General features: G+C 69.6%; 14 protein-coding genes. 4 read left to right on the top strand and 10 right to left on the bottom strand.

All coding sequences use genetic code 11. The features are described from left to right. Positions 1-36: 36 nt before the first annotated feature. Positions 37-3414 carry a pyruvate carboxylase gene (locus ACH413_RS43170; RefSeq protein ID WP_360048511.1) on the bottom strand — a complete coding sequence of 1126 codons (3378 nt, stop codon included), beginning with the start codon at positions 3412-3414 and terminating at the stop codon, positions 37-39. 319 nt (positions 3415-3733) lie between these two features. On the opposite strand from ACH413_RS43170, the gene ACH413_RS43165 reads away from it, so the two are divergent. Continuing rightward, complete coding sequence (locus ACH413_RS43165; protein ID WP_360048512.1) at positions 3734-5023, top strand: hypothetical protein; 1290 nt, start codon at positions 3734-3736, stop codon at positions 5021-5023. 3 nt (positions 5024-5026) lie between these two features. Here the strand turns inward: ACH413_RS43165 and ACH413_RS43160 are convergent, their stop codons facing one another. From ACH413_RS43160 to ACH413_RS43150, 3 genes are all read right to left on the bottom strand, one after another. After that, positions 5027-6157: an exo-alpha-sialidase gene (locus tag ACH413_RS43160; protein ID WP_360048514.1), complete on the bottom strand. Its 1131-nt coding sequence runs from the start codon at positions 6155-6157 to the stop codon at positions 5027-5029. A gap of 823 nt (positions 6158-6980) precedes the next feature. After that, positions 6981-9137, bottom strand: a complete 2157-nt coding sequence (recG, locus tag ACH413_RS43155; RefSeq protein WP_360048516.1) for an ATP-dependent DNA helicase RecG — start codon at positions 9135-9137, stop codon at positions 6981-6983. 14 nt (positions 9138-9151) lie between these two features. Then, complete coding sequence (locus tag ACH413_RS43150) at positions 9152-10762, bottom strand: DAK2 domain-containing protein (RefSeq protein WP_360048518.1); 1611 nt, start codon at positions 10760-10762, stop codon at positions 9152-9154. A 148-nt stretch (positions 10763-10910) separates the two neighbouring features. Between ACH413_RS43150 and rpmB the strand changes: the two genes are divergently transcribed. Then, positions 10911-11102 carry a 50S ribosomal protein L28 gene (rpmB, locus tag ACH413_RS43145; RefSeq protein ID WP_030467945.1) on the top strand — a complete coding sequence of 64 codons (192 nt, stop codon included), beginning with the start codon at positions 10911-10913 and terminating at the stop codon, positions 11100-11102. A 19-nt stretch (positions 11103-11121) separates the two neighbouring features. On the opposite strand, the gene ACH413_RS43140 is transcribed toward rpmB, so the two are convergent. Genes ACH413_RS43140 through ACH413_RS43120 form a run of 5 tightly spaced genes read right to left on the bottom strand, consistent with a single transcriptional unit; the run spans position 11122 to position 14985 of the window. Further along, positions 11122-12297 (bottom strand): MFS transporter, encoded by a 1176-nt coding sequence (locus tag ACH413_RS43140; RefSeq protein WP_396425919.1) that lies wholly within the window; start codon positions 12295-12297, stop codon positions 11122-11124. Positions 12298-12323: 26 nt separating this feature from the next. Further along, positions 12324-12998 (bottom strand): uracil-DNA glycosylase, encoded by a 675-nt coding sequence (locus tag ACH413_RS43135; RefSeq protein WP_360048520.1) that lies wholly within the window; start codon positions 12996-12998, stop codon positions 12324-12326. Positions 12999-13018: 20 nt separating this feature from the next. Further along, positions 13019-13540 (bottom strand): gamma carbonic anhydrase family protein, encoded by a 522-nt coding sequence (locus ACH413_RS43130; RefSeq protein ID WP_189153847.1) that lies wholly within the window; start codon positions 13538-13540, stop codon positions 13019-13021. A 10-nt stretch (positions 13541-13550) separates the two neighbouring features. Beyond that, complete coding sequence (locus tag ACH413_RS43125; RefSeq protein ID WP_360048521.1) at positions 13551-13961, bottom strand: GNAT family N-acetyltransferase; 411 nt, start codon at positions 13959-13961, stop codon at positions 13551-13553. A 55-nt stretch (positions 13962-14016) separates the two neighbouring features. Then, a complete protein-coding gene (locus tag ACH413_RS43120) occupies positions 14017-14985 on the bottom strand; it encodes a thiamine-phosphate kinase (protein ID WP_360048522.1) in 969 nt (322 codons plus the stop codon). A gap of 97 nt (positions 14986-15082) precedes the next feature. Between ACH413_RS43120 and ACH413_RS43115 the strand changes: the two genes are divergently transcribed. Both ACH413_RS43115 and ACH413_RS43110 read left to right on the top strand, forming a co-directional pair. Next, a complete protein-coding gene (locus ACH413_RS43115) occupies positions 15083-15316 on the top strand; it encodes an Lrp/AsnC ligand binding domain-containing protein (protein WP_030467939.1) in 234 nt (77 codons plus the stop codon). 19 nt (positions 15317-15335) lie between these two features. Further along, complete coding sequence (locus tag ACH413_RS43110) at positions 15336-15899, top strand: DUF3515 domain-containing protein (RefSeq protein ID WP_360048524.1); 564 nt, start codon at positions 15336-15338, stop codon at positions 15897-15899. On the opposite strand, the gene ACH413_RS43105 is transcribed toward ACH413_RS43110, so the two are convergent. Beyond that, a complete protein-coding gene (locus ACH413_RS43105) occupies positions 15896-16945 on the bottom strand; it encodes a D-alanine--D-alanine ligase family protein (RefSeq protein WP_360048525.1) in 1050 nt (349 codons plus the stop codon). The two genes, ACH413_RS43110 and ACH413_RS43105, sit on opposite strands and share 4 nt — an antisense overlap. Positions 16946-16977: the final 32 nt, after the last annotated feature.

Below are 16977 nucleotides of genomic sequence, written 5' to 3'. Positions count from 1 at the left end.
GGTCTCGACGAAACCGGGCCCTTCACACGAGACGAGCTACTCCAGAACGATCAGGAGGTCGCCGCCCTCGACCTGCTGGGCCCCGCGCAACGCCAGGCGCTGCACGACACCCGCCTTCGGGGCGGTGATCGCGGCCTCCATCTTCATGGCCTCGATCGTCGCGACGGTCTGGCCGGCGTCGACGCGGTCGCCCTCGGCCACCACGGCCGTCACCACGCCGGCGAACGGGGCCGCGACGTGGTTCTGGTTCGCGCGGTCGGCCTTCTCGGCGGCCGGGATGTCGGCTGCCACCGAGCGGTCGCGGATCTGGATCGGGCGCAGCTGGCCGTTCAGGGTCGCCATGACCGTGCGGATGCCCCGCGCGTCGGCCTCGGAGATCGCCTCCAGGCCGATCAGCAGCCGGACGCCCGGCTCCAGGTCGACGGAGTACTCCTCGCCGGGACGCAGGCCGTAGAAGAAGTCCTTGGAGCGCAACACCGACGTGTCGCCGTAGGCGTCGCGGTGCGTGCGGAACTCCTTGGTGGGCGCCGGGAACAGCAGCCTGTTCAACGTCGCCCGCCGGTCGTCGACGAGACCCGCCTCGTCCTCGGCGGACAGCTCCTCGACCGGCTTCGGGGCGGGGCGGCCTTCGAGGGCCTTGCTGCGGAACGGCTCCGGCCAGCCGCCGGGCGGGTCGCCCAGCTCGCCGTGCAGGAAGCCGATCACCGAGGCCGGGATGTCGAACTTGCCGGGGTCCGCCTCGAAGTCCTTCGGTGCGACGCCCGCGCCCACGAGGTGCAGCGCGAGGTCACCGACGACCTTGGACGACGGCGTCACCTTCACGAGGTGGCCGAGCATGCGGTCGGCGGCCGCGTACATCGACTCGATCTCCTCGAACTTCTCGCCGAGACCGAGCGCGACGGCCTGGGTGCGCAGGTTCGAGAGCTGACCACCGGGGATCTCGTGGTGGTAGACGCGGCCGGTCGGGCCGGGGATGCCGGACTCGAACGGCGCGTAGATCTTGCGCACCGACTCCCAGTACGGCTCCAGGTCGCAGACGTTCTGGAGGTTCAGCCCCGTCGAGTGCTCGGTGTGGTCGGTCAGCGCCACGATCGACGACAGCGGCGGCTGCGAGGTCGTGCCCGCCATCGACGCGGTCGCGCCGTCGATCGCGTCCACGCCGGCCTGGATCGCGGCCAGGTAGGTCGCGAGCTGGCCACCGGCCGTGTCGTGCGTGTGGAGGTGGACCGGGACGTCGAACTCCTTGCGCAGCGCGGTGATCAGGCGCGACGCGGCGGGTGCCCGCAGCAGGCCGGCCATGTCCTTGACGCACAGCACGTGCGCGCCCGCGCCGACGATCTGCTCGGCGAGCTTGAGGTAGTAGTCCAGTGTGTACAGACGTTCGTCCGGATTGGACAGATCGCTCGTGTAGCAGAGCGCGACCTCGGCGATCGCCGTCCCGGTCTCGCGCACCGCCTCGATCGCCGGGCGCATCTGCTCGACGTCGTTCAGCGCGTCGAAGATCCGGAAGATGTCGATGCCGGTGTTCGTCGCCTCCTGCACGAACGCCTTGGTGACCGCCTCGGGGTACGGCGTGTAGCCGACCGTGTTGCGGCCGCGCAGCAGCATCTGCAGGTTGATGTTCGGCACCGCTTCGCGCAACGACGCGAGGCGCTCCCACGGGTCCTCCGCGAGGAAACGCAGCGCCACGTCGTAGGTCGCGCCGCCCCAGCACTCCAGGGACAGCAGCTCCGGCGTCATGCGCGCCACGTGCGGTGCGACGGCGAGCAGGTCCTTGGTGCGCACTCGGGTGGCGAGCAGCGACTGGTGCGCGTCGCGGAACGTCGTGTCCGTGACGCCGACGGCCTTGCTCTCCCGCATCCACCGCGCGAAGCCCTCGGGGCCGAGCTCGACCAGCTTCTGCTTGGAACCGGCGGGCGGTTCGGCGTTGAGGTCGATGACCGGCAGCTTCTCGCGCGGGTCGACCGCGGTGGGACGCGTGCCGTTCGGGTGGTTGACCGTGACGTCCGCGAGGTAGGTCAGCAGGCGCGTGCCGCGGTCGGCCGAGTGGCGCGCCGTCAGCAGGTGCGGGCGCTTCTCGATGAACGACGTGGTGACGCGGCCCTCGTAGAAGTCCGGGTCGTCCAGAACGGCCTGGATGAACGGGATGTTCGTGGACACACCGCGAATGCGGAACTCCGCGATCGCACGGCGCGCACGGGCGACGGCGAGTTCGAAGGTGCGACCGCGGCAGGTGAGCTTCACGAGCATCGAGTCGAAGTGCGGGCTGATGGCCATGCCCGCACCCGCCGTGCCGCCGTCAAGGCGGATGCCGGACCCACCCGGCGAGCGGTAGGCGCTGATCGTGCCGGTGTCCGGGCGGAAACCGTTGGCCGGGTCCTCCGTGGTGATGCGGCACTGCAGCGCCGCGCCGCGCAGCTGGACGGTCTCCTGGGACAGGCCCAGGTCCTCCAGCGTCTCGCCGGACGCGATGCGCATCTGCGACTGCACCAGGTCGACGTCGGTCACCTCTTCGGTGACCGTGTGCTCGACCTGGATGCGCGGGTTCATCTCGATGAAGACGTAGTGGCCCTGCGGGTCGAGCAGGAACTCGACGGTGCCGGCGTTGCGGTAACCGATGTGCTTCGCGAACTTCACCGCGTCGGCGCAGATGCGGTCGCGCAGCTCAGGAGCGAGGTTCGGCGCGGGCGCGATCTCGATGACCTTCTGGTGGCGCCGCTGCACGGAGCAGTCGCGCTCGAAGAGGTGGATCACGTTGCCCTGGCCGTCGGCGAGGATCTGCACCTCGATGTGGCGCGGTTCGACCACGGCCTGTTCGAGGAACACGGTCGGGTCGCCGAACGCGGACTCGGCCTCGCGTGACGCGGCCTCGAGGGACTCGCGCAGCGCGGACGGCTCGTCGACCTTGCGCATGCCGCGGCCACCACCACCGGCGACGGCCTTCACGAAGACGGGGAAGCGCATCGTCTTCGACGCTTCGAGCAGCTCGTCGATGTCGGACGACGGCGGGCTCGACTCCAGCACCGGCAGCCCGGCCTCGCGGGCGGCGGCGATGGCGCGCGCCTTGTTGCCCGTCAGCTCCAGAACCTCGGCCACGGGGCCGACGAAGGTGAGACCTGCCTCACGGCACGCCATCGCGAGTTCCGGGTTCTCCGACAGGAAGCCGTAACCGGGGTAGATCGCGTCGGCGCCGGCCTTGCGGGCGGCCTTGATGATCTCCTCGACGGAAAGGTAGGCGCGGACGGGATGTCCGGCCTCACCGATCTCGTAGGACTCGTCCGCCTTCAACCGGTGCAGTGAGTTCCGGTCCTCGTGTGGGAAGACGGCGACCGTTCCCGCGCCCAGTTCGTAGGCGGCTCGGAACGCGCGAATCGCGATCTCGCCGCGGTTGGCGACAAGAACCTTGCGGAACATCCGTGCCCTCCCGGTGTTACTCGGCAGTCATCAGTCGTGGCACGTTACCGTGCGACTCTTGCCTGTTGGGAGGACTGTCCCACGTGATGGGTGTCATCCTGATCGGTCTTGCTCACACCAATTCTCGCGTGATGAGAGCAAAGTGGATACCCACCACCCGGTCAGACTGCGGCCGGTAGTGGGTTTAACCAGATCGAGTGACGATCTTCGCGACTATCTCGGTAGGGTGAGCCATATGGCCGGGGCTGATGGAGCCGGGCAGCCTACTGCCCGCACACCGCATTTCGACGTTGTCCTTCGTGGTTACAACCAGCGACAGGTGAACGAACGAGTCACCCGCTTGGAGTTCGACCTCAAGAACTCGAACCGCTCCCGTGACGCGGCCGCCGCGCAGGTGGGGGAGCTCACCAAGCTCCTCAACTCGATGCGCGCCGATCTCGACAAGACCAAGATCCAGCTCCAGAACCTCGCCAGCAGTCCCGTGAGCGCGTCGAACGTCACCGAGCGTGTGCGCGTGATGATGAGCCTGGCCGAGGAAGAGATCGCGGACATCCGCAAGGACGCCCTCGACAAGGCTGCCGCGACGCGCGGGGAGGCCGAGCGGTGGGCCGCGGACCAGCGCGACGCCCACCAGCGCCTGCTCGCCGAGACCGAGGCGCGCCGCAAGCAGTTGGAAATGAACTACCAGCAGCGCCACGCCGAGCTGGACCAGCAGACCGCCGGCCGCAGGTCCGAGCTGGAGGCCGAGCACTCGGCGTTGCAGGCGAAGCTCGCCGCCGAGCACGAGGCGCTGGTCGCGGAGGTGCGCACGAACGGTGAGCGCGTCGCCGCCGAGTTCGAGAAGAAGTCGGCCGACCTGGACGCCCACCGCGTCGAACTGGACGCGAAGTACAAGGCGTACCACGACGAACTGGACAAGGAGTACGACGGACTCAAGGCGACGCTGACCGCCGAGCACCAGAAGGTGCTGGCGGACGCGCGGTCCGAGGCCGAGCGGATCTCCGCCGAGGCCGAGGTCAAGCGCGTCGAGACGCTGCAGAGGCTCGACGACGAGCTCAAGGCCAGGCAGGCGGAGGCCGAGAAGGCGCTCGCCGACATCGAGGCCGAGTCGCTGGCGAAGGCCGAGAAGATCGGTGCCGACGCGTCCGCTCAGGCGATCGCGCTGGTCAGCGCGGCCGAGGAGAAGGCGGCGACGACCCTGCGCGTCTCCGAGGACAAGGCCACGGCCACCGTCGCGGAGGCCTCGCAGAAGGCCGAGGCCACGGTGCGCGAGGCCGACGAGAAGGCCGTCGCGCTCGTCCGCGACGCCGAGGCCAAGACGTCGGCGCTGGTGCGCCAGGCCGAGGAGAGGTCCGCCGCGGCCGTCGCCGAGGCCGACCAGCGCGCGGCCGCGGCGTCCGAGAAGGAGTCGTCGCTGCGTTCGGCGCACGACAACCTCGCCACGCAGTTCCACGCCGCGCAGGCAGCGGTGGAAGCGGCGATGTCGGTGCTCAAGCCTCTGGAGGACGGTTCCGCGGACGCGGACGAGGCAGCGGCCTCGCCTGCCTCGGCGGTCTCGCCGGTCGAGCAGAAGACCGAGCAGCTGCCGAAGCCGCGGCAGAAGGACTGAGTTCTATCCGGGGAACGGCGGCAGGCTGCTCGTGGCCCAGCTCGTGTGGCAGCTGCCGTTCGCCGCGAAGTCGCTCGCGAACCCGATGAACTCCCTGCCGTCGAGCGACGGCACGCCGGTCGGGTGGTAGTTCGGGCAGTAGTTGTCGCGTGCGCCAGGCACCGGAACCGGCGCGGGGATCTCGTACCAGCCGTCCCTGCCGCCGTTCTCGGAGACGAAGATCGTCCTGCCGTTGCCGGGATCGACCTTGCCGTTGGCCGACATCAGCATCTGTCCCATGAGCAGCACACGTCCCGTGGCGGTGCCGTTGGGCGCGAGCACGATCGACGGCGTGTGCGCGAAGTACTTGCCGTCCTTGGTCGTCGGCCGCTTGCCGAACCACTTGGGGTCGCCCCAGTTCACGCCGTCCGGTGACGTGCGGTGGTACGCCTCGCAGAAGTACTGGTCGGGCTGCGAGCAGATCTCGTACATCATGTAGTACTCGCCCGTCGGCAACCGCTTGACCTGCTGCATCCCCGGCCGCAGCCAGCCGGGCTGCACCGCGACGACCTTCTGCTTGGCCGACCAGATGACGCCGTCGTTGGACACGGTCCGCCCGATGTACTGGCTGTGTCCCTTCTCGGACTCGTCGGAGAAGTAGCAGTTGAGCCTGCCCTCGGCGTCGACCGACAGATCCGGCTCCCACAGCCCGCCCCCAGGCCGGGCCCGCGCGCACTCCGACAGGTACCGCCACGACTCGCCCGCGTCGTCGCTGCGCCAGATCCGCGCCTTGAGCGTCTCCGCCTTGAAACCGGCCGAGCCGGCCCACAGCACCGTGCCCGCGGGCATGTCGCCGACCCTTTGCGGCAACTCGTAGAGGTGCCCGCAGCACGTGGCCGTGGCCCCGGCGTCGTCGGTGAACGCGGCGATCTTCTTGAACCTCTTGCCGGCGCGCCCTGCTTTGAGCACGTCCACGACGTGGTCGCCGTGCAGCGCCACCAGGATCGAGCCGCGCTGAGTGCCGTGTTCGAGGCGGATCGCGTGCGGGTAGCGGGACTCCTCGCCGGTCAGCACCACCGGGCTCGCCAGGGCCGGGCTCGGGCTGGAGAGGACGGTGAGGGCGGCGGCCAGCGCGGTGATGATCATGCGACGCACGCTGGGAACGTACCGAGGTCGCGGGGCGGTTCCGGCGCCTGGCACGCGCACACCTTCAGGTGATGTGGGGAGAGAAGGGGGACCCGGCCTAGGGCAGGTGGGGTGGCGGCGAGTAATGCGGGCGGCGGGCAGGCGGAGTGGGGGGCGGCGGGTCATGCGGGCGGCGGGCGGGCGGCGGGCTGGCGGCTGGCAGGCGGAGTGGCGGGCCGCCCAGGTGGCGGGCTAGGCGGGCGGCGAGCTAGACGGGCGGCGGACAGGCGGAGTGACGGGCCAGGTGGGTGGCGGCGAGTCATGCGAGCAGCGGGCTAGCCGGGTGGCGGCTGGCAAGCAGAGCACCCGCCTCGCCAGGTACCTGGCGAGGCGGGTGGCGACTAGGCGGGTGGCGGGCTAGACGGGTGACGGCTGGCAAACCGAGCGGCGGACCACCCAGGCGACAGGCCACGCGGGCGGCGAGCCAGGTCGGGGTCGCGAGCCACGCCGGGGTGGCAGGACGCGCGAGATCGCGGGCCAAGCAGGGCGGCGACCAGGTGAGCAGGAGCTCGCACCCGTGCCGCACCCTTCCCACACGCGGCACGAACCCCAGGGCGCACACCCCTGCGGCACGCGCGCTTGTGCTAGTCCGTGGACACGCCGCTCAAACTCCGTCGCACAACCCTCGCGCCTCGCCCGCACAACTCGGCTCCGCCGCACCAACCCCGCCACACGCGGCACCAACTCCGCCGCACGAACCCCGCCCCGAGCCAGGGCGAGGCGCGCGCGACACGAACGCGCATCTCGCCCTGCCCACAGGCGGCACCAGCCGCGCCCCGCGGGCCCCGGCCGGCTAGGTCTTCTCCAGGAAGTCCGCGCGCTCCTCCGTCAGCAGCGTCGCCACCATCCCCGCCAGCCCCGGATGCTCGGCCAGGTCCGGGTCGGCGTCCACGACCTGCTGCGCTGCCGTGCGAGCGTCCGCGATGATGTCCTCGTCGCGCAGCAGGGACAGCATCTTCAGGCCCGAGCGGCGGCCTGACTGGGCGGCGCCCAGGATGTCGCCCTCGCGGCGCAGTTCGAGGTCGAGCTGGGCCAGTTCGAAGCCGTCCAGAGTGGACTCGACGGCGCGGAGGCGTTCCATCGTGGCCGTCATCTCCGGCATCTCGGTCACCAGCAGGCAGAGGCCCGGGGCGCTGCCTCGGCCCACTCGGCCGCGGAGCTGGTGGAGCTGCGAGACGCCGAAGCGGTCGGCGTCCATGATGGCCATGACGGTGGCGTTCGGGACGTTGACGCCTACCTCGATGACTGTGGTAGCCACGAGGACGTGGACCTCGTTGGCGGAGAAGGCGCGCATCACCGCGTCCTTCTCGTCCGGGGGCATGCGGCCGTGCAGGATCTCGATTCGCAGGCCTCGCAGCGGGCCCTGCGCGAGCATGGTGGCCACGTCGATCACGGAGAGGGCGGGGCGCTTGTCCTCGTCGTCGGACTTCGCCGGTTCCTCGTCGCCGATGCGCGGGCAGACGAAGTACGCCTGGTGGCCCTTCGCCACCTCCTCGCGGACTCGGGCGAAGGCTCGGTCCAGCCAGGCCGGCTTTTCGCGGGCCGGGACCACCGAGGTCTTGATCGGCGAGCGGCCGCCGGGGAGTTCGCGCAGTGCGGAGACTTCCAGGTCGCCGTAGACCGTCATGGCCACCGTGCGCGGGATCGGGGTCGCGGTCATCACGAGCACGTGCGGGTTCTCGCGCTCGCCGCGGGCCGAGAGGGCTGCTCGTTGTTCCACGCCGAAGCGGTGCTGTTCGTCGACCACGACCAGGCCCAGGGAGTGGAACTCCACCTTCTCCTGGATGATCGCGTGCGTGCCGACGACGATGCCCGCCTCGCCGGTCACGATGTCGAGCAACGCCTGACGGCGCTGGGCCGTGTTCATCGAACCCGTCAGCAGCGTGACTCGCGTCGCGTCCTCCGCGCCGCCGAGCTGGCCCGCCTGGGCGAGGTCGCCGAGCATCTCGGTCAACGAGCGGGCGTGTTGTGCCGCAAGGACTTCCGTGGGGGCGAGCATCGCGGACTGACGGCCCGCGTCGACGGCCTGGAGCATCGCCCGCAACGCGACCATCGTCTTTCCCGAGCCGACCTCGCCCTGCAACAACCGGTTCATGGGGACAACAGACTCAAGATCAGCGGAGACCTGCTCGCCGACCTCCACCTGGCCCGCCGTCAGCGTGAACGGCAGCCGCGCGTCGAACGCGTCCAGGATGCCGCCGGACCTGCGCGCACAGGCGGGTGCCGGACGGGCCGTGGAAGCCTTGCGGCGCTGCGCCAGGGCCAGCTGCACGGCCAGCGCCTCGTCCCACTTCAACCGCAGCTGCGCCACCGAGATCTGCGCCCAGCTGTCCGGCCGGTGGATCGACCGCAGCGCGTCCTCCAGGCCGATCAGGCCCTGCTCGAGACGGAAGTCCTCGGGCAGCGGGTCCTCCGGCACGCCGTCCCAGATCTCCAGGAGCTGCTTCACGCAGTTCGCGATGTTCCACGTGTTGATGTGCTGCGACGCCGGGTAGACGGGCAGGAAGGCCTGCAGGAACGACGAACCGTCCTGCTCCGCGGTGAGGACCTCGAACGCCGGGTGCACCAGCTGCAGGTTCTGCCGGTAGCGGCCGACCTTGCCGGCGAACAGCGCGCGCGTGCCCGGCAGGAGTTCCTGCTCGGCGACGAACGCGGGCTTGCCGAAGAACACCAGGTGCAGCTCCGAGGTGCCGTCGGTGATGACGGCCTCGGTCATCTGGCCGCGGCGCGCCTTCATCTGGCGCTTCTGGCACTTGCGGACCTCGGCCTGCACCGTGACGTGCTCGTCGATTTCCAGCGACCTGATGTCGGTCAGCTTCCCGCGCTCGTCGTAGCGGCGCGGGTAGTGGCGCAGCAGGTCGCCGACCGTCGTGAGGCCGAGGCCGGTCTCCAGTGCGTCGGCGGTCTTCTTGCCGAGCAACGGCTGCAGCTTGTCGTCGAAGGAGATCATCGCGCCCTATTGAACTACTCGACACCGACAAAAATCACCGCGTCCGGCTGTCCGCCCGGATACGCGGTCACCTCGACCTCCGGATGGGTGACCCGCACGTGGTCCTCCAGCACTTCGGTCAGGCCTTCGGGCGCGTCGGCGCCCAGGATCACCGTCACCAGTTCGCCGCCGCCCGCCAGCATGCGGTCGACCAGGCGGCAGGACAGGTCCATCAACGACTCCGGCGCCGCGGGACCAGGCTCGATCAGCACGACCTCGCCGTCCAGCATGCCCAGCAGGTCACCCGGCTGGCAGCGGCCCACCCACGTGAGCGCCTCGTCCGCAGCGATCGAGAGCTCACCGCGGCGCGTGGCTGCGGCGGCCTCCGCCATGGCGACAACGTCGTCACCGGCGCGCCGAGAGGAGTCGTGCACCGCCAACGCCGCGAGGGCCTGCACGGGCGAGAACGTCGGCACCACCACTACGTCCTGCCCTGCGGCCTGTGCGTACGCCACGGCCTCGTCCAGAGCCGTACGGATGTCCGGATCACCCGGCAGCACCGCGACGTGACGCGCGCGCGTCGACACGATGGCCGACAACAGGTCCGTGGGCGTCGCAGTAGTAGAAGCGAGGTCGAACACCGCGGCGCCTTCCGCGCGGAACAGGTCCACGGCGCCGCTCACCACCACCACGATCGCCCGGTCACGCACAAACCGAGAAGCCTGCGCGGCGATCTGGTCGGCGAACCGCGCCACGGTGATGCGGTGCGGACGCCCGGCGCGCACACCCGACTCGACCGCCGCACCGATGTCGTTGCAGTGCACGTGAACGGTCCACAACGAGGCCCCGTCCCCCACGACCGACACGCAGTCGCCCAGCTTGTTCAACGTGGCGCGCAGCTCCGCGACCGCCTCGTCCGAGGTGTCGTCGAGCAGGTACATCACCTCGTACTCGAACTCCGACGACCCGCTTTCCCGCTCGGTCGTCAGCGACTCCGGCGTGCGCGGCAGCAAGGGCGCGTCTATCGGCGTTTCCACACTCTGGCCGGTGATCACCGCGGCCAGTGTGTCCAACAACACAACGAGCCCTCGTCCGCCCGCGTCGACCACTCCGGCCTTGGCCAGCACGGCCAGCTGACGGGGCGTATCGGCCAGTGCGACAGCACCCGCGCGCGACGCCGCCATCACCACGTCGTCCAGTTCGTCCGACTCGCAGTCACGAGCGGCCTCGGACGCGGCGTGCAGCACGGACAGAACAGTGCCGGGTACGGGCTTGGACACAGCGGCCGTGGCCAGCTCATCGGCCCGGTGCAGGCCCTTGCGCAACGCCGTGCCGGTGACCAGCGACACCTCCTGCACGGTCTCCGCCAGGCCCCTGAGCACCTGGGACAGGATCACGCCCGAGTTCCCGCGCGCCCCGGCCAGCGCGCCGCGGGCCAGCGCCGAGAGCGCGTCCCCCACCGTCGACATGGGCGAACGCAGCAGCGCGTCGAGCGCCGACTGCATCGTGTGCAGCAGGTTCGTACCTGTGTCACCATCCGGCACGGGAAAGACGTTGATCTGGTCGATCGACTCCCGATTGGCGTCCAACGACCGCACGCAGGCGTCTGCCCATCTGCGCACCGCGACCGCATCCATGACCTGCATGGCGGCGAGAGTATCCACCCGGTTTGGTCACGGGTGAGGCCACCGGCTACCCTCATTGAGTTGCCGTGCCCGGTTGAGGCTTGTGCACGCTTGCGCGCCCACCGGGACGCATGACTTACCGCTTGAGGAACCTGAAGGAGTGGCTGACGTGGCTGCCGTGTGCGACGTCTGTGGCAAGGGGCCGGGCTTCGGCCATTCGGTTTCGCACTCCCAGCGGAAGACGAACCGCCGCTGGAACCCGAACATCCAGTCTGTGCGCGCGAAGGTCTCGGCCTCGCAGCGCCAGCGGATCAACGTGTGCACGTCCTGCCTGAAGGCCGGCAAGGTCGTGCGCGGCTGATCACCGCCACAGTTCGTTTTCAGTTCGGGGAGAGCTCGGCTTCGGCCGGGCTCTCTTCGCGTTTCAGGGCCCGGCGCACGAACACCAGGCAGGCAAAGCCGCTGATCAACGCCCCGGTGCCGCCGAGCGCGAACACCGCACGAGGCCCGATGACCAGCAGCAACCCTCCTGCGGCCGTCGTTCCGAGCAGGTTCGCGCCGATCACCATCGACCCGACCGCGGCGAACGCCCGCCCGCGCATCTCCTCAGGTGTGCGCAACCGCACGACGGCGTTCAGCGCCACGTTGTGGACCCCGTTCGACACACCGCCGATGACCCAGCCCGTCCCGGCAGCCGCGAAGAACGGGAACGCCGCCGGGACCAGCACGCCGATGCCCGTGGTGACCGCGGCGAAAGCGATCGCGTGGGCCACCTGCGACACGGTCCGCAGCCGCGCCGCCACCCGGTTGCCGACCAGAATCCCGCCCAGCCAGCACGCCTGCATCGCCCCCAGCACGAACTCGTCGCCGTGCAGCACGTACCGCACGAACGCGGGGTCGGCCACGTTGACCACCACGACCGTGCCGACGCAGAAGGCCAGCCCGACGATCGTCGCGAACAGCACGGCGTCCTGCCGCACGTGCCGAATGCCCGCGAGCGCGCTGGGACGTACCTCGTGCGTGCCGGAAGGGCGGCGTTCCGAACGCACGAAGGCCAGCATCACCGCATAGGCGAGGAACGTGCCGCCGTCGATGAGCAACGCCACGGGATGTCCGAAGAACCCGGCGAGCAACGCGCCACCGGTGACGCCCGCGATGCTGCCGAGACTGCGCCCGGTGCTGAGCCACGCGTACCCGCGAGTCGCTTCTTCTTCACCCGCGATGTGCGGGAGCAGAGCCGAGATGCAGGGCTGGGCGATCGCACGGCCGCAGCCCGAGAGGAACACGAGCGCCACCACGAACACGGGCTGCCCCATCAACGGCGCGACGGTCGCGATCGCGCCGCCCTGGAAGACCAGCGCGGCGATCAGCAGGCGGCGGTTGGGCAGCCGGTCGACGAGCATTCCGGCGAGCGGTGCGCCGAGGACGAACGGCAGCAGTTCGGCGACGAGGATCGCGGCGACCAGCAACGGACTGATCGGCGTCGCCCAGAACAGCAGGACGAGCAGTGACAGGGAATTCCCGAACTCGCTGACGGCCGCACCGGCGGCCGTCAGCGTCAGATCACGTCTTGCCGAGGCAATTACGGGAGCTTCCAGTCGATCGGGGCGGCGCCCTGCTTCTCCAACAGTTCGTTGGCGCGGCTGAACGGCTTCGAGCCGAAGAAACCGGAATGCGCCGACAAAGGCGACGGGTGCGCGGATTCGATGGCGGGCAACGGTTCCAGCAACGGACGCAGGTTGCGCGCGTTGCGGCCCCACAGGATCGAGACAAGAGGTGCGTCACGGGCGGCGAGAGCCTTGATCGCCTGCTCGGTCACCTTCTCCCAGCCCTTGCCCTGGTGGGAGTTCGCCTTGCCGGGCTGCACGGTCAAAGCCCTGTTGAGCAGCAGAACACCGCGCTCGGACCACGGGGTCAGATCGCCGTTGGACGGGATCGGGTGCCCGAGATCTTCGGCGTATTCCTTGTAGATGTTGATGAGCGACTTGGGAATGGGCCGCACGTCGGGGGCCACCGAGAACGACAGACCGACCGCGTGGCCGGGCGTCGGGTACGGGTCCTGGCCGACGATCAGCACCTTCACCTGGTGAAACGGCTGCTGGAATGCACGCAGCACGTTCTCGCCCGCGGGAAGATAGGTGCGATCTGCGGCGACCTCCGCGCGCAGGAACTCACCCATGGCGGCGATCTGGTCAGCAACGGGGGCGAGAGCTTCAGCCCAACCGGCTTCGACAACTTCGTTGAGGGGACGAGCCACGGCTGTGAACCCTATCTCACTCAATCGAGCCGACGGAGCTTCTCTCGGTACAAAGCGATGTTCTGAACATATTTCTCCACGATGAATGCCCAGGCCTGTTCTGGCACAACGTGTCCGGCACGTTCGCGAGCAGGAACTCCCAGCACCATCGTGCGTTCGCGGACGTGGCCGTCGAACGAGACCACCGCGCCGGCGCCGACGATCGCGCCCTTTTCCACGATGGAACCGTTGAGCACCACCGAACCCGAGGCGATCAGGCAGTCGTCCGCGACCGTCGCGCCCTCGATGTGGACGTTGTGGCCGATGACGCACGACGATCCGATGTGCACCGGGTGGACCTCGGTGCAGTGGATGACCGTGCCGTCCTGGATCGACGTGCGTTCGTCCACGACGATGCGCCCGTAGTCGCCGCGCAGCACGGCTTGCGGCCACACCGACGAGAACGCGCCGATGCGGACGTCGCCGATCACCGTCGCGTCCGGGTGCACGTACGCCTCCGGGTGGATCTGCGGCGTGTAGTCCCCCAGCGCATAGATGGCCATGCGCCCGAACCTACAACGACTTCCCGAAGCAGCGGCTCTCCGGGTGGTCCCGGTACACACCGAAGTTGTCGATCCGCTCGTAGCCGCTGGACGTGTACAGGGAGATCGCCTCGGGTTGGCGCAACCCGGTCTCCAGCACCATCCGCTGCAGACCCGCCTCGCGCGCGGTGGTTTCCAGATGCGCGAGCACGAGCCGTGAGAGGCCCTTGCCGCGTGCGGAGTCGACGACGTACATCCGCTTGATCTCGGCGGCGCCGTCCAGCTCGTCGTTGACGCGCCAGCCGCCGCACGCGACGGGCTCGCCGTCCAGGTAGCCGATGACGAAGTAGCCCAGGGGCGCGGCGAACTGCGCCGGATCGACCGGCGTGACGTCGACGTCGCCGTAGCGCTCGACGTAGACCTGCTGGAGGTCGGCGATCATCTTGACCGAGTCTGGATGGTCATACGCGCGCGTGCATAGTTCCACGGATTGAATCCTACGCCCGCCAGTGCTCCCAGCCAGGAGGTTTTTCGTAGTTCCTGCCGTCGACCGTGACACCTTCGCCCGCGCGGACCGTGCCGATGGTCGTCCAGTTCGGCGGAACCGCCTTGGGGCCGGGGAACGTCGCCGCGAGGGCGTGGTCCTCGCCTCCGGTCAGCGCCCAGTGCCGCGCGTCCCCGCCAAGCGCCGACGCGACGTCGAGCAGGCGCGGGTGCAACGGCAGCAGTTCGGTGCGGATGTCGATCGCCACGCCGGAGGAGTCCGCGATGTGACTCAGGTCCTGCAGCAGTCCATCCGAGACGTCGATCATCGAGGTGGCGCCCGCCTCGGCGGCCCTGGGACCTTCCTCGTACGGCGGTTCCGGGGTGCGCTGGGCGTTGACGATGCCGACCGGCGAACGGAATCCGCGGCCGAGCACGGCCAGTCCCGCGGCGGCCCAGCCGAGCCTGCCGGCGACCGCCACGACGTCCCCGACGAGCGCTCCCGACCTCGTGATCGGCTCGAGCCCGTTCATGTCTCCCATGGCGGTGATGGAGATCACGAGCGTTCCGGAGCTGACCATGTCGCCCCCGACGATGCCCGCGCCGGCCGTCGCCGCCTCCTGCCAGAGTCCCGACATGATCCCCTCGACGACGGACGCGGGGGTGTCGGCCGGACAGGCGATGCCGACGAGCAGTGCGGACGGCAGGGCTCCCATGGCGACGACGTCGGCCAGGTTCACGGCGGCCGCTTTTCGGCCCACCTGCTCGGGAGTGGACCAGTCGAGTCTGAAGTGGACACCCTCGACGAGCACGTCCATCGAGGCGACGACCCGTCCGTCCGGGACGGCGACGACGGCCGCGTCGTCACCGGGACCGAGGATGGTCGTCTCCGGCTGCGCCCGACCGGTCGTCACCCGGTGGATGAGATTGAACTCACCCACATCGGCGACCGTCTCCGCGTCGCGCGGCGGCTCCGGACGCAAAGTTGCCTCCCAATCTGAGCATTCGGAACCCCAACTGGGGTACGTTGCGTGACACGTTCCTACCTCGACCCAACCTGTCGCGACGAAGGGGCACGCCGTGGTGCATGCATACATCCTCATCCAGACCGAGGTCGGCAAGGCCGCCGCAGTCGCCTCCGAGATTTCCGGGATCGCCGGAGTAGCCACCGCCGAAGACGTCACCGGGCCGTACGACGTCATCGTGCGCGCCGAGGCGGAGACCGTCGACCAGCTCGGCCAGCTCGTGGTCGCGCGCATCCAGAACGTCGAGGGCATCACTCGTACGTTGACCTGCCCGGTGGTACATCTCTAGCTCGTGTTGTCATAGCCGGGTGACTCAGCAGGAATCCACGTCAACGCTGTCCCGGCCGCTGCTCGCGGCGGTCGGGCTCGCTGTCGTGCTCGCCATCGGTGTCGCAGGGCTCGGTCTGGTGCTGGGCACGGGAAACCAGTCGGAGGACGTACCCGGTCGCACGGGTCCCCTCGCCCTGGTCTCGATCGACGCGCCCGACGCGGGCTCGCCGACGTGCGTGACCCTGACCGAGAAGCTGCCGGTGGGGCTGCCGTCCGGGAAGGACATGCTGCCGCGCAGGGAACTCGCCTCCCCCGCACCTCTCGCGACGGTGGCGTGGGGTGACGCCAAACACGATCCGGTGGTCCTGCGCTGCGGCCTGCCGCGGCCGAACGAGCTGTCGGCGACCTCGCAGCTGCGGGTGATCTCCGACGTGCAGTGGCTGCAGCTGCCCGGTTCCGGCAGCTCCACGTGGGTGATCGTGGACCGCGGCGCGTACGTGGCGCTGACGGTGCCCGACGAAGCGGGCACCGGACCGTTGCAGGACATCTCCACGACGGTGCGCGACCTCCTGCCCAAGCAGCCGGTCAGGACCGCGCCCTAACGCAGGCCCGAGCCGCGCGCGATCGCCGTCTCGATCAACGTGGTCAGCAGCGTCGCGAAGTCGATGCCGGTCGCGTCCCACGCCTTGGGGTACATGGAGATCGGCGTGAAACCGGGCATGGTGTTGAGCTCGTTGATGATCAGCTCGTTCTGCTCGGTCAGGAAGAAGTCCACCCTGGACAGACCCTGGCAGTCGAGCGCCTTGAACGCGGTGACGGCGAGTTCGCGCAGCCGTGCGGTGATGTCGTCGTCGAGCTTCGCCGGGATGTCGGCCTCGTAGGAGTCGTCGACGTACTTGGCGTTGAAGTCGTACCACTCGACGCTCTCGCCGACCGGGCGCAGTTCGGCGGGCAGCGAGGCCTCGACGCGGCCGTCCGGGAACTCCAGCACCGCGAGCTCGATCTCGCGGACGTTCGGCACGGCGGCCTCGATGATGACCTTGGGATCGTGCTGGCGCGCCTCGAAGATGGCGGCGTCGAGGTCGCTCCAGTCAGAGACCTTCGAGATGCCGACGGACGACCCTGCGCGCGACGGCTTCACGAACACCGGCAGCCCGAGGTGCTCGCGCTCGTCGAGGGTGAGCGTGGTCGCGGCGCGGTCGAGAGCGACGAACTTGCCGACGTCGAGGCCCTCGGCCTGGAGGATCTTCTTGGCGAAGACCTTGTCCATCGCGGCGGCACTGGCGAACACGCCGGGCCCGACGTACGGGACGCCGCCGAGTTCGAGCAGTCCCTGGATCGTGCCGTCCTCACCCCACGCGCCGTGCAGCAGCGGGAAGACGACGTCGATGTCCTTGAGCGCCTGGCCGGGTTCGATCGCGGCGACGGTCTGGTTGCGCAGCGTGGGGAGGTTGCCGGCGCCGGCCTCCAGCGCGTTCGGGTCCGTGCCGAGTGCCCACTGCCCCTGCGGCGTGATGCCGACCGGCACCACCTCGAACCGGTCCGCGTCCAGGTAGGGCAGGACGCTCTTGGCGGACTGGCAGGAGACCTCGTGCTCGGAGCTGCGGCCGCCGAAGACCACGGCAACCCTCGTCTTGCGCTGCGTCATGCGGGCGACCCTACCCGTTTGGGCGATTGTGC

This window comes from Lentzea sp. NPDC020367 (assembly GCF_044387305.1).
Classification (GTDB): domain Bacteria; phylum Actinomycetota; class Actinomycetes; order Mycobacteriales; family Pseudonocardiaceae; genus Lentzea.
The sequence above is the reverse complement of the archived record's forward strand: the minus strand, read 5'-3'. Positions and strand labels throughout refer to the sequence as shown.